6 protein-coding genes, 2 tRNA genes, 1 rRNA gene and 1 pseudogene are annotated in these 13,697 nt (G+C 42.9%); 7 read left to right on the top strand and 3 right to left on the bottom strand.

Features of this window, described 5'->3' with window-relative positions; genetic code table 11:
- Window positions 1–58: 58 nt before the first annotated feature.
- Window positions 59–822, bottom strand: a pseudogene (locus GQR89_RS05995) (outer membrane protein assembly factor BamD).
- A 175-nt stretch (window positions 823–997) separates the two neighbouring features.
- Here GQR89_RS05995 and rluD point away from each other — a divergent pair.
- The 3 genes from rluD (at window position 998) to clpB (ending at window position 5,420) form a co-directional block, all read left to right on the top strand.
- A complete protein-coding gene (gene rluD / locus GQR89_RS06005) occupies window positions 998–1,981 on the top strand; it encodes a 23S rRNA pseudouridine(1911/1915/1917) synthase RluD (RefSeq protein WP_158769221.1) in 984 nt (327 codons plus the stop codon).
- Between the two features lie 3 nt (window positions 1,982–1,984).
- The gene (pgeF, locus tag GQR89_RS06010) at window positions 1,985–2,722 is read left to right on the top strand and encodes a peptidoglycan editing factor PgeF (RefSeq protein ID WP_158769222.1); all 738 of its coding nucleotides are present in this window, start codon (window positions 1,985–1,987) and stop codon (window positions 2,720–2,722) included.
- 121 nt (window positions 2,723–2,843) lie between these two features.
- Window positions 2,844–5,420 (top strand): ATP-dependent chaperone ClpB, encoded by a 2,577-nt coding sequence (clpB, locus tag GQR89_RS06015; RefSeq protein ID WP_158769223.1) that lies wholly within the window; start codon window positions 2,844–2,846, stop codon window positions 5,418–5,420.
- A gap of 132 nt (window positions 5,421–5,552) precedes the next feature.
- Here clpB and prsT read toward each other — a convergent pair whose 3' ends face one another.
- Complete coding sequence (prsT, locus tag GQR89_RS06020; RefSeq protein WP_158769224.1) at window positions 5,553–8,348, bottom strand: XrtA/PEP-CTERM system TPR-repeat protein PrsT; 2,796 nt, start codon at window positions 8,346–8,348, stop codon at window positions 5,553–5,555.
- 154 nt (window positions 8,349–8,502) lie between these two features.
- Window positions 8,503–9,273, bottom strand: coding sequence for an exosortase-dependent surface protein XDP1 (gene xdp1 / locus GQR89_RS06025; RefSeq protein ID WP_158769225.1), 771 nt, complete (start codon window positions 9,271–9,273; stop codon window positions 8,503–8,505).
- 368 nt (window positions 9,274–9,641) lie between these two features.
- Between xdp1 and pssA the strand changes: the two genes are divergently transcribed.
- The 4 genes from pssA to GQR89_RS06045 all read left to right on the top strand — a co-directional run bounded on the left by pssA (window position 9,642) and on the right by GQR89_RS06045 (window position 13,505).
- Complete coding sequence (pssA, locus tag GQR89_RS06030) at window positions 9,642–10,475, top strand: CDP-diacylglycerol--serine O-phosphatidyltransferase (RefSeq protein ID WP_158769226.1); 834 nt, start codon at window positions 9,642–9,644, stop codon at window positions 10,473–10,475.
- Between the two features lie 1,158 nt (window positions 10,476–11,633).
- A 16S ribosomal RNA gene (locus GQR89_RS06035) occupies window positions 11,634–13,166 on the top strand.
- Between the two features lie 127 nt (window positions 13,167–13,293).
- Window positions 13,294–13,370: transfer RNA gene (locus tag GQR89_RS06040), tRNA-Ile, on the top strand.
- A gap of 59 nt (window positions 13,371–13,429) precedes the next feature.
- Window positions 13,430–13,505, top strand: a tRNA-Ala gene (locus GQR89_RS06045).
- Window positions 13,506–13,697 lie beyond the last annotated feature (192 nt).

A 13,697-nucleotide genomic window follows, 5' to 3' on the forward strand; every position in this document is an offset into this window, starting at 1 on the left:
TCACCTATAAAAAAACGCGCCTTGAGCGCGTTTTTTAATGGTTAAGCTATCTATCCCGTTAGCTGATAAAACTGCTTTCTGGATAGTTAAGTTTAAGCGTTTTCATCACGTTATTTTTCAAATCATCAAGCTTTAGTTGATCGTAACATTCCACCATGATTTCTAAGGCTTCTTGCACATGGTCTGTATCTGGATAGTACTCAAGCACGTAACGTCCACGGTTCGCTGCAGCTACGTATGCTTCACGACGCATATAAAAACGTGCAATAGCGATTTCATACTTTGCTAGACGGCTTTTGATGTGCAACATACGTTTTTGCGCATCAGCGGCGTATTTGCTGTCAGGGTACTTCTCAATTAAACGTCTGAAATCTTCAAATGCTTCACGAGATTTACTTGGATCGCGGTCTGAACGGTCAATACCAACCAATTCTTGGAATAAGTTTTTATCAGATTCCATGTTAGTTAATCCGCGCATATATAAAGCGTAGTCAACATCAGCGTGGTTTGGGTTTAAACGGGTGAAGCGATCGATAGTCGAAATGGCTTCGTTCACTTTACCTGACTTATAGTAAGCATAAATTAAATCTAACTGAACCTGATTTGATAAAGGTCCAAATGGATATCTCGAATCTAATGCACTAAGGGTCGCGGTGGCAGCATTGAAGTTACCAATTGCCATTTTTTCTTTAGCATCTTCATATAAAGATTGGCGCTACGATTATTTACAACTACTTCTTCTTCATCTGGAGAGGACGAACAGCCACTTATCGCGATAATCGCTGCGGCTAGAAAAATCTTGGGTAACGATAACTTTCTCATCATATTTATCTTATTTGCTCTTATTTATGCTTGCGATAAGCGTTCGTCGATTCATTGCTGGCAAAAATCCGTTAGAATAGGGTTTTATAGAACCGATAACAGCTGCATATTCTAACCCAGCGTATTGGGCTATGCACATATAAATCGTTCGAAACACTACTAGGGTCTCCTTTGCATGTCTACAAGCTATGAAAAAATACAACTACAGGCCGCGGTGCCACAAACGTTGTTAGGTAAACGTTTAGATCAAGCTTTGGCCGAAATGTTCCCTGATTATTCACGATCGCGTATAAAAGATTGGATTTTAGCCGATCAAGTCTCCGTAGATGGTCAGATAGTGAACAAACCAAGAGAAAAGTTGCTTGGTGAAGAGTTAATTGAAATCAATGCCAGTATCGAAATACAGGAACGGCACAGCGCTCAAAATATCGATTTGAATATCGTATACGAAGATGAGCATATTCTTGTGATCAACAAACCAACAAATTTGGTAGTGCACCCCGGGGCAGGCAATGCCAACGGTACTATTTTGAATGCGTTGCTTAACCATGTTCCTGATATTGGCAGTGTGCCACGCGCGGGCATCGTACACCGCTTAGATAAAGATACCACCGGTTTGATGGTTGTGGCCAAAACCATTCCTGCTCAAACGCATTTAGTGGAAAAGCTTCAAGCACGAGAAATAAGCCGCGAATATGAAGCGGTTGTTTATGGCAACTTAATTGCGGGTGGTAGTGTTGACGAGCCGATCGGTCGTCATCCTACTAAGCGCACAAACATGGCAGTGGTTCAATCGGGTAAACCCGCTTTAACGCACTACCGTGTTAAGCAAAAATTTCGTGCCCATACTCATCTTCGCTTAAAGCTTGAATCGGGCAGAACACATCAGATTCGTGTGCACATGGCGCATTTACGTCACCCTTTGATAGGTGATCAAGCATATGGTGGCCGCCCTCGTTTACCTAAAGCGGCAAGTGAAATTATGATTGAAACTATTCGTGGTTTTAAACGCCAAGCCTTGCACGCGATTCAGTTAGAACTTGAACATCCCATTACTGGCGAGTGGATGTCGTTCCAAGCACCATTGCCTGACGACTTTGTTAATTTGTTAGCGGTATTAAAAGAAGATACCGCGCAAAACCCAAACGATCTCGTTTAAACAATGACAGCATTATCATTCATAACACCTAATTGGCCTGCGCCAAAAAAGGTACAGGCATTTTCGACGTTGCGAGCGGGTGGGGCTAGTCAGTTTCCCTATGATTCTTTTAACGTCGGTGCCCATGTTGGGGATGATAATGCCGCTGTGCTGGCTAATCGACAACGGTTACCTCGCTATCAACATGTGAAATGGTTGAATCAAGTGCATGGTAACGATTGTATTTTATTAACGCCTGACTCTGAGCAAAACCAAGATGCTGATGCGACGACAACAACTTACTCGGGATTGGTATGTGCTGTTATGTCGGCAGATTGTCTGCCTATTTTACTTTGTAACAATCAGGGTACGGAAATTGCGGCTGTGCATGCGGGGTGGAAAGGTCTAGCTGACGGTGTGATTGAAAATAGCTGTAAGGTGATGCATAGCAATCCAGGCAATTTGCTTGCGTGGATTGGTCCTCACATTAGCCAAAAAAATTATGAAGTAAACGAAACTGTCCTAAAACACTTTGATCAATATACCCATTGCTTTACTAAAGGGCTAAGTAAGGGGAAGTATCAGGTGGACCTGCAAACAATAGCCCTTGAAAAGCTAACGGCAATTGGGATAACCAATGTTTACACTGCGGACCTGTGCACTTATGAAAACGATCAGCAGCTATTTTCTCATCGTCGTGCTACCCATCAAGGCTTAGCCGATACAGGTAGAATGGTTTCGGGTATTTACCTTGAGCCTTAGGCTTATATATCAACTTGATCTAGCTCAATATTTGTCTACTAAAATCGTAGGATCTGCTTGAATATTTTTAAAATCACACCATTAATAGGTTAATTATTAATCCATTATAAGTGAGTGGTATATGCGTTTAGATAGTTTCACCAGCAAGTTTCAACTTGCTATATCCGATGCTCAATCCATAGCGCTTGGGCGTGATCATCAATACATCGAACCCGTACATGTGATGACGGCTTTGCTGAATCAGCAGGGCGGATCTGTGCGCGCATTATTCGAACACGCCAAAGTAAACGTGAATTCGTTGCGTTCAGCACTGGCCGAAGCAGTAGATAAAATTCCTCGTGTGGAAGGTGTCGGCGGCGACGTACAATTAGCCAAGGAGTCGGTCGTATTGCTGAACCTAAGTGATAAGATTGCTCAAAAACGCAAAGACAAATACATTACATCGGAAATATTTGTACTGGCCGCAGTGCAAGACAAAGGTAAGCTGGGTGATTTGTTGCGTCAGGTTGGTGCCACAGAAGAGTCTCTTGAAAAAGCAATAGAAGATATTCGTGGTGGGCAAACGGTAAACGATCCAAATGCTGAGGATGTTCGCCAAGCATTAGAGAAGTTTACCACTGACCTTACCGAACGAGCCGAGCAGGGCAAGCTTGATCCTGTTATCGGACGAGACGATGAAATACGCCGAACCATTCAGGTGCTACAGCGCCGCACAAAGAATAACCCTGTGTTAATTGGTGCGCCAGGCGTTGGTAAAACTGCGATTGCAGAGGGGCTAGCTCAGCGGATTATCAACTCCGAAGTGCCAGAAAGTTTAAAAAACAAACGTGTTCTGTCTCTCGATATGGGAGCACTAATTGCTGGGGCTAAATACCGTGGTGAATTTGAAGAACGCTTGAAAGCGGTACTGAATGAGTTGGCCAAAGAAGAAGGTCGGGTCATTTTATTCATTGATGAATTGCATACCATGGTGGGTGCCGGTAAAGGCGAAGGCGCGATGGACGCGGGTAATATGCTAAAACCAGCCTTGGCTCGTGGTGAATTACATTGTGTTGGCGCAACCACATTAGATGAATACAGACAGTATATTGAAAAAGATGCTGCTCTAGAAAGACGCTTTCAAAAAGTGCTGGTGGACGAGCCGAGTGTTGAAGATACCATTGCGATATTGCGCGGCTTGAAAGAGCGTTATGAGTTACACCATTCAGTTGAAATAACTGACCCCGCTATTGTTGCAGCGGCTTCGTTGTCTCATCGTTATATTAGCGACCGACAATTACCTGATAAAGCCATTGATCTAATCGATGAGGCAGCATCAAGTATTCGTATGCAAATGGACTCGAAACCAGAGGACATGGATAGACTTGAGCGGCGCATAATTCAATTAAAACTCGAAGAGCAAGCGTTAGCAAAAGAGAAAGATGATGCGAGTCATAAGCGCTTAGAACTTATTGAAATTGAACGTGAACAAGCTGAATTTAAATTCTCTGAATTAGAAACGATCTGGAAGTCTGAAAAATTAGCCATGCAAGGCACACAAAGTATTCGTGCAGAGCTTGACCAAGCTAAATTAGATTTAGAAATAGCCCGTCGTGCGTCTGATTTAAGCCGTATGTCCGAACTGCAATATGGACGAATTCCTGAGCTTGAAAGTAAGCTTGAGATAGCGACAGAGTCAGAGTCGCAAAACACAGAACATCAGCTTCTTAAGAGTCGCGTAACAGAGAATGAAATTGCTGATGTGCTTTCACGCTGGACCGGTATTCCAGTGTCAAAAATGCTTGAAGGTGAGAAAGATAAACTCATGAGCATGGAGAGCGCATTACATGAACGTGTTGTGGGGCAAAGTGAAGCAGTCACCGCAGTATCGAATGCGATCCGGCGTTCACGTGCCGGTTTGGCTGATCCAAATAAACCAATAGGTTCATTTTTGTTTTTAGGCCCAACAGGGGTGGGTAAAACTGAGCTATGTAAAACCCTAGCTAGCTTTTTGTTCGATACCGAAGACGCTATGGTGCGTATTGATATGTCTGAGTTTATGGAAAAACACTCAGTTTCACGCTTAGTTGGGGCACCCCCTGGTTATGTAGGGTATGAGGAAGGTGGCTATCTAACAGAAGCAGTGCGTCGTAAGCCCTATTCCGTGATATTGCTGGATGAAATCGAAAAGGCGCATCCTGATGTATTCAACATTTTGCTTCAGGTACTCGATGATGGTCGTTTAACGGACGGGCAGGGGCGTACAGTTGATTTTAAAAATACCGTGATCATTATGACCTCTAATTTGGGCTCCGATATCATTCAGGAGCAACATAGTGAAAATGATTACGAAAAAATGAAGAAATCAGTGCTTGAGGTACTAAGTACTCATTTTAGACCTGAGTTCTTAAATCGTGTTGACGAAACCGTGGTGTTCCATCCGTTAGGATTAGAACAGATAACCTCCATCGCCAGCAGGCAGTTGCAATTCCTACGCAAACGCTTAGAAGAGAAGGGGATTGGATTAGAATTGACCGATGCGGCGTTGCATAAAATCGCAGAAGCTGGGTTTGATCCGGTCTATGGCGCTCGCCCACTCAAACGGGCTATTCAAATGGAAATTGAAAATCCATTAGCCCAAAAGATTTTATCTGGAAAACTGATGGCAGACAGCGTAGTTAGTATTGATGCGGATGAGAATGGCTTAATTATTAACTAATTAATCGAGTCAGTAGTGGGTCATAAAGCACTAAATAATCCACTGGTTAATAGAAAACGGCTACTTAAGTAGCCGTTTTTGTTTCTAGGTATTGGCAAATCTAATGGGGCAATACACCTAGTGTACGAAATATTACAATGTTTGCAGCAACGCAATTGCTTCCTGTTTTTCAGGAAAGTCCTTTGCACTATCAATGGCTTGCTTTAATTGGCCTTTAGCCTGATCCACGCGGCCCAACTCCTTTAATGCAACTGCCAAATGATAACGTATAGAGGGATCATTCGAGCGCAATGTAAACGCCAACCTAAGTGTTTTTAAGGCTTCTTGATATTGAGCATTCTTAACTAACAGCCAGCCCTTAGTATCCAGTATAGCGGCCGAGTTCGGTGCAAGTTTGCTTGCTTGCTCGGCGTATAGTAGCCCTTGTTTATTGTCAGAATCTATCTGGATAATAGCCAGGTTATTGTAGATTCTAGCTTTATTGGGCAAATCATCGATAGCGATGAGTTTTTGATAATGTGCTTCAGCATTGGCAAAATCGTTAGCGATGAAATTTAGGTCCGCCAGTAGGTGGCGCTGAAAGTGTGCATCGGTGTGAGTAGACAGATATTGAATGAGATACTGAGTAAATTCATTTGCGTGCTCTCCTTGACTCGCGAGTTGATATAGCTCAATTAAAGGTAACGTGAAATTAGGATCGAGAGCTAAAGCACGGGTATAGGCTTGATATGTTTGTTGTGTATCGCCAATGGCCTTGAAGTAATGACCTTGTAGCACAAATACATTAGGGTTATCAGTAAACGATTTCTGCATATTCGCTACCAGCGTTTCTACTTCGCTAAGCCTATTTTGTGTTAACAGCAATTGGCCATATTCTAACTTTGCAAGGGCGTAATCCGGTGCAATATCTATTGCCCGTTCGAGACTTATTTGCGCACCGGCAATGTCGTTTGCTTGCAGTTGGCTGCGACTTAACTCAACTAATTGTACTGCGTTGTCCGACCATTGACTGAATAATATATCAAGCTGTGTTTTCGCTTCTTTTGGTTCATCAAGGGCGAGCAACAAATTGGCTTTTTCAAATAGATAAGCCGAATTAAAACGATTGATTTTTAATAAGGCGTTTATCTCATTTAGGGCAATCGGATACTTTTGTTGTTGGCGATAGATATTAACGAGTAACTCATGAGGTCCGGCACTATTGGGCGCAAGCGCTTTGGCGGTGAGTAAACTCTCAATTGCCGAGTCTAATTCATTTTGCTTGACTAATATTTGCGCATGTAAAATAAGCGCAGCCGTGTTGGTAGGCGCTAGGGCGATGACTTTTTCTATCGAGGTCAGGGATGCTGGCAGTTTATTTTGCGCAAATTCCACACGGGTAAGATTCATTAGCGCAGCTATATTATCGGCGTCTTTGAATAGAATTTTATTCAAGGTCGTCTCAGCATCCTTTAAATTTCCCAAACGAATGTTTAAATCTGCACTTAAGTTCGCGTAATGAGAATTGTCGGGTTGCAAAAGTGCCAGTTTATTCGCTGATAACAATGCCTCATTGTAACGCTGTTCGTTCGCTTCCAGTGAAGCTTTAAATAGCAATACATCTTCGGCATTAGTGTCAAGGTTACTATTGTTTAATAGTGCAATAGCTTGCTCAGCTTTATCACGACGCACCAGTAGTTTCGCTTCCAACAAAATGACGCTGTGATTGTCGCCATCAGTCTTTTTCAGTTCTTCAACAATGCTATTGCATTTAAATACTTTGTTGCTAGCAAGATATAAGTCGCAGAGTAAAGAGGAGACGGGAATACTTTTCAGCACGCTGCTTTCATTTAACTCTAAAAGCTTCACGGCTTTTTTGGGGTAGCCTTGTCGAATGTGTGCCTCTGCGAGCATGCCTAAAAGCTCAGGTGGTGCAGACCCCGTTTTTACATAGCGTGAAAGCTCTCGTACCGTTACGTCATAATTTTTATTAATATAAGCAGTAATACCGGTAACTAAGCTGATCCACGCCGTTTTCTCTTTGTTGTCGTCAGTGGCTAAACTCAAGGTTTGACTCAGAGTTGCTAATAACGCGTCAGCTTCGCCATTTTTCTCTTGCATGGCTAGCAGACGGGCTTTGAGCAATTGAGTTTGTAAGTCTCCTGTGGTTTGCTCTTCTATCTGCGCGATCATCGCTTGTGCCTCAGGTAACATATTCCCTTCAACGTAACTATTGGCTAACGCGCGCTTAATAGTTGGGTCAAAACTATCGTATTGATGCGCAAGTTCAAATTGTGCTCTTGCATCTGCGCTTCTACCTTGGCTTTGCAGTACAAGGCCACGTAAAAATAAGCTTTGGGGATTTTGGCTATGCTCGGCCTGCGCGGTATCAAGGTATTTATTCGCTAATGCGTAGTCTTTGTTTAAAAAAGCAATCTGCGCTAATCCATTTAGCGCACGTACATCTTTTTTAAATTCAAGCCGAGTATTTTCATAAAGAGTCTGTGCTTGTTGCAAATTATTTAGTTGTACGTGTGCGGCAGCTTTCAACAACAATACATCCAGTTTTACTTGGGCCGATAAATTGCGTGGAATAGGCAATTCTAAAAGATCGTCTAAGTCCCGACTAATAAAATAGGCATTGGCTAAGGGAACCAATACTAAATTTAGATCGGCGCCAGCGGCCATCACTTCTTCAAATTCAGTTATTGCGTCATTCACATAACCATCAATTAATAACACTCGGCCCATAAGTAATTTAGAAGGCAGATGAGAAGGCGATTCTTGTAAGGCATTCTTAAGATGAATATATGACTCTGGAAATGCCTCTTGGTTAAATGCAGCGAGTGCTTTTTCATAATTTTCAGATGCATCAGCAAACGCTAGAGAGGGTAATATCGCGCAAAAAGCAATTGCACTGAGTGATATAGTTAGTGAACGAAGTTTCATAAATCGTATTGACTCTTTTCCTTAGAATGCAGACGTAAAATACTACGGTATATTTACCTTAAATGCCTTAGGTTTCGATAGGTATGAATATACCAATGTATATTTTCAGGCAAAAAAAAACCTCACAATGTGAGGTCTTCTTAACTTATAAAACTTAAGCTGATTTACGACGGCGCCATACAGCAAATAAACCAAATGATGCCAATATAGCTAACGAGCTTGGCTCTGCTACATCTGATGTCGGTGGTTTAGGGGTTGCTCCAGCAATCGTTGATATACCCGCAATCTTGAGATAATCATTATTACTTCCGAAAGCACCTCCACCAGATTGACCGAATGAGCTATTATAAGCACCAATTATCCAATATTGAGCATCTACACCAGAAGTCTCACTGGTAAGTGAGCTCCAACCGTCGCCGATATTAGCAAAACTTGTACTAAAACTTGCATTGCTGGCAACACTAGCCCAAGTCTGTCCTTGTAATGTTGGTAGCGTTTCAAAAGCAGCGATTGATATATCTGAATCATTGCTATAGTAACCAATATTAACTCCGGTAATAGATACCAAATCATCAAAGGTAAACAACAACATGTCAGTATCACCGCGATTATCGACATAATGACCATCATTATTACGGTTGTAATTCAACAAACCGTAGCTATTTTGAGCAGCCGTCGCGGTTTGAATTGTGTCTGGATCGTTTTGTTCAAGAGTATCGGCCCAAGCCGTAATTGTTAAATCGGTATCAGCCGAATTAAAACTTAACGTGTTACCATAAGAATTGGTACCGCTACCACTTCCATAACTGTTACCACCAGAAGTTCTAAAATCCCAATCTGTGGTGTCTGTTGCCAAACTAGCAAATGAAAATGTCATTAGCGAAGCCGCTAGCGCCACGTTGCGCAAAGTAAATAAATTATTCATATTAATCTTCCTGTCCTCTTAATATGTTGTGTTTTCTAATTAACTATATATTTCGCTAAAGCAATAACAGTGCCAGATTAAATTAAACCATTTATTACAGAGGCTTAAAATAGTTTGTCTAACACTAACACCCAAGGTGTAAAGAAAGTGGACAACTTTATGAGCAAGTGACTCAATTCGTCGACAATGTGGTAATTATACACCTTATTTGTATTAGCAAATATTAGAAATAGGTATAATAGGTATGGTTACTCATACAAAAGGATAAATTGTTGAGCTAACCTAGTTTGGTGTTTTTTATGATGCCTGATAACCAAAGCGAACCGTTTATGTTATCTTGGCGCCGTTATTTTATCAGAGGAGCTGTTATGCCCGAATCTAAACGTAAAGGTATTTATCTTTTACCTAATTTATTAACAACCGCGGGCTTGTTCTCGGGTTTTTATGCCGTTGTTGCGTCTATGAATGGGCACTTTGAAGCCGCTGCAATAGCGATATTTGTAGCGATGATTTTTGATGGGCTTGATGGTCGTGTCGCGCGAATGACGAACACCCAAAGCGAGTTCGGTGCTGAGTATGACTCTATGGCCGATATGGTCTCATTTGGAATGGCGCCTGCACTCGTTGCTTACAATTGGGGATTGAGCGGGTTAGGTAAAATCGGTTGGTTAGCCGCCTTTATCTACGTAGCAGGTGCAGCACTTAGACTTGCACGTTTTAATACTCAACTGGGTGTTGCAGATAAACGTTATTTTCAAGGCCTTGCCAGTCCAGCTGCTGCTGCATTAGTGGCAGGTTTAGTTTGGGTCGGTGGTGAATATGATGTCAATGGAGATGACTATAGCGTTATTGTTGCTCTAGTAACCAGTTTCGCTGGGTTATTGATGGTTAGTAACTTTAAATACAATTCATTTAAAGAAGTCAATTGGCATGGCAAAGTACCGTTTGTTGCTTTGTTATTAATTATGCTGATTTTCATAGTGGTTGCTACTGAGCCCGCTTTGGTTTTATTTGTTGTGTTTGCCCTGTATGCGTTAGCTGGGCCTATTAATACGTTTCGCAGTGTCGATAAGGTGAAACTCGAACATGTGGTAGGGGATGCTGATGAAAATGATGCGGACTTTATACCCACTGAAACCGATCCTGAAGACAAAACGGAAGAACAGCAAGAAGCTAATCAAGAATCTTCAAAAAAAGAATAGTAAACCACCACTGTAATCTGTCCAAGTAAAGACAGTTTAGTAAACAACGTAGACTCGCTATCAAGTCGAACACATGGCCTGATAGCGATCCCCTCCCAAACATCCTTTATGACAGCTACTTATAGCTAACTATATAGCTAACTATATAGCTAACTATATAGCTGAACCAAAATATCTTCCTCTCAATGTAGTTGTAGCGATATCTGGCTAATGAAAGCTCAAGCCAAAAAGTCCTTCATTTAAAATGAAAACTCGTTACTACGCTTCTGCCTTAACAACAGCTTTATGACTTCATTGCATAATAGTAGTTAATAAATATTAGATGCTTAAGACATTGTGTTATGCGTAGCTGTATATTCGCAGTCATATTAAACCTTCTGCAAATCTGATTAAGACAGGCTAATTCGCGATAGGGTTGTAGTTAGGTCTCTCTTTATTATGAAATCTCTAACGTGATTTAACATTATCTACCACTTGAGACGGTTACTAACCAAAGGACGTTGAGCGTACAAAACTTACTGGTCGCACACGCCATGGAAGCTAAGCGGTTAACAAATGGGGGAAGTCTGGGAATAACTCACATTTTTGTCATGATAAAACAGGTTATGGATCTGTAGATAGAGGTAACGGTAGAGCCGTATAAATCGCTTTTGTATGATTCCTTTATTCAAAGCCACCTTTATATAGCAATTAATACAGACGATATGCTCTAAAAATAGACGTATTGTGCATAAATTAGTCGCTTAGATAATTTTATTCAATAAAGGGTTGCGCTGTCAGTTTTGATCTCTATAATGCGCCTCTCGCTTCGGGACAGCCGCTAAAACAGCTGCACCGACACTGGGTTTACCCAGGTAATTGCGGACTCTTCGGAGTCAAGTGGTTAGCGTGATGCAGGGCAGTTTAGTTTGCTGATTCGGTTTGAGATTTACGTCAAAAATTGATTCGAAATTAAATGAAGTTAAAGCCTTGACATCGAAACTTGAGAGCGTATTATACGCCTCCCGCTTAAGAGGGTCTTCGGACAGCATCTTAAGCCGCTTCTCCGGAAGCACGCTACGAAGTAGCACTGCTCTTTAACAATTAATAACAAAATAATCTGTGTGGGCACTCACTTGATGAGTGTCTACCAAAAAAAATTCATGTTCGATAAATATTTAATTGAAGAGTTTGATCATGGCTCAGATTGAACGCTGGCGGCAGGCCTAACACATGCAAGTCGAACGGTAACATTTCTAGCTTGCTAGAAGATGACGAGTGGCGGACGGGTGAGTAATACTTAGGAATATGCCTTTGCGTGGGGGATAACTATTGGAAACGATAGCTAATACCGCATAATGTCTTCGGACCAAAGGGGGCTTCGGCTCCCGCGCAAAGAGTAGCCTAAGCGAGATTAGCTTGTTGGTGGGGTAAAGGCTCACCAAGGCGACGATCTCTAGCTGTTCTGAGAGGAAGATCAGCCACACTGGAACTGAGACACGGTCCAGACTCCTACGGGAGGCAGCAGTGGGGAATATTGCACAATGGGCGCAAGCCTGATGCAGCCATGCCGCGTGTGTGAAGAAGGCCTTCGGGTTGTAAAGCACTTTCAGTTGTGAGGAAAGGTTAACGGTTAATACCCGTTAGCTGTGACGTTAGCAACAGAAGAAGGACCGGCTAACTCCGTGCCAGCAGCCGCGGTAATACGGAGGGTCCGAGCGTTAATCGGAATTACTGGGCGTAAAGCGCACGCAGGCGGTTTGTTAAGCTAGATGTGAAAGCCCTGGGCTCAACCTGGGAATTGCATTTAGAACTGGCAGGCTAGAGTTTTGGAGAGGGGAGTGGAATTCCAGGTGTAGCGGTGAAATGCGTAGATATCTGGAGGAACATCAGTGGCGAAGGCGACTCCCTGGTCAGTAACTGACGCTCATGTGCGAAAGTGTGGGTAGCGAACAGGATTAGATACCCTGGTAGTCCACACCGTAAACGCTGTCTACTAGCTGTTTGTGGATTTAATCCGTGAGTAGCGAAGCTAACGCGATAAGTAGACCGCCTGGGGAGTACGGCCGCAAGGTTAAAACTCAAATGAATTGACGGGGGCCCGCACAAGCGGTGGAGCATGTGGTTTAATTCGATGCAACGCGAAGAACCTTACCTACTCTTGACATACTAGAAACTTTTCAGAGATGAATTGGTGCCTTCGGGAATCTAGATACAGGTGCTGCATGGCTGTCGTCAGCTCGTGTCGTGAGATGTTGGGTTAAGTCCCGCAACGAGCGCAACCCTTGTCCTTAGTTGCCAGCCTTAAGTTGGGCACTCTAAGGAGACTGCCGGTGACAAACCGGAGGAAGGTGGGGACGACGTCAAGTCATCATGGCCCTTACGAGTAGGGCTACACACGTGCTACAATGGCGAGTACAGAGGGAAGCAAACTTGCGAGAGTAAGCGGATCCCTTAAAGCTCGTCGTAGTCCGGATTGGAGTCTGCAACTCGACTCCATGAAGTCGGAATCGCTAGTAATCGCAAATCAGAATGTTGCGGTGAATACGTTCCCGGGCCTTGTACACACCGCCCGTCACACCATGGGAGTGGGTTGCAAAAGAAGTAGCTAGTTTAACCTTCGGGAGGACGGTTACCACTTTGTGATTCATGACTGGGGTGAAGTCGTAACAAGGTAACCCTAGGGGAACCTGGGGTTGGATCACCTCCTTACTATTAGGTTAGGCCTCATCAGGTCGAGTGTTCACACAGATTATTTTGTTGTTAGTAAAGAAGAGCAAAAAAGAAATGCTTGGGTAACAAGCAACTATAATGCGAAAGCGAAAGCGTTCGTAAGAATAGGCTTGTAGCTCAGCTGGTTAGAGCGCACCCCTGATAAGGGTGAGGTCGGCAGTTCAAGTCTGCCCAAGCCTACCAAATCTTTTCGTTAGTTAGAAAAGATATCGATGTGACCGCATCGACCTGCATAGTTATGCGGGGCCATAGCTCAGCTGGGAGAGCGCCTGCCTTGCACGCAGGAGGTCAGCAGTTCGATCCTGCTTGGCTCCACCACTTAATGTGGACGGTCTTGCTCGCACAAAGCTAAGCCTTAATCAATACGTACTTATTAAGTATCTATTGATTAGGGTTTTTTAAACGCTAAATGTTCTTTAACAATATGGAAAGCTGATAAAGTAATCAAAACTAAGAGAACTCTTTTAAGAGCTTACTCTATCTGATTTGAAAATGAATACTTGTCACGCA

This window comes from Paraglaciecola sp. L1A13 (assembly GCF_009796745.1).
Lineage (GTDB): Bacteria > Pseudomonadota > Gammaproteobacteria > Enterobacterales > Alteromonadaceae > Paraglaciecola.

Excerpts from the sequence above, each read along its gene's own strand:
- rluD (WP_158769221.1), top strand. The coding sequence starts at position 998 with ATGTCTACAAGCTATGAAAAAATACAACTACAGGCCGCGGTGCCACAA.
- pgeF (WP_158769222.1), top strand. The coding sequence starts at position 1,985 with ATGACAGCATTATCATTCATAACACCTAATTGGCCTGCGCCAAAAAAG.
- clpB (WP_158769223.1), top strand. The coding sequence starts at position 2,844 with ATGCGTTTAGATAGTTTCACCAGCAAGTTTCAACTTGCTATATCCGAT.
- prsT (WP_158769224.1), bottom strand. The coding sequence starts at position 8,348 with ATGAAACTTCGTTCACTAACTATATCACTCAGTGCAATTGCTTTTTGC.
- xdp1 (WP_158769225.1), bottom strand. The coding sequence starts at position 9,273 with ATGAATAATTTATTTACTTTGCGCAACGTGGCGCTAGCGGCTTCGCTA.
- pssA (WP_158769226.1), top strand. The coding sequence starts at position 9,642 with ATGCCCGAATCTAAACGTAAAGGTATTTATCTTTTACCTAATTTATTA.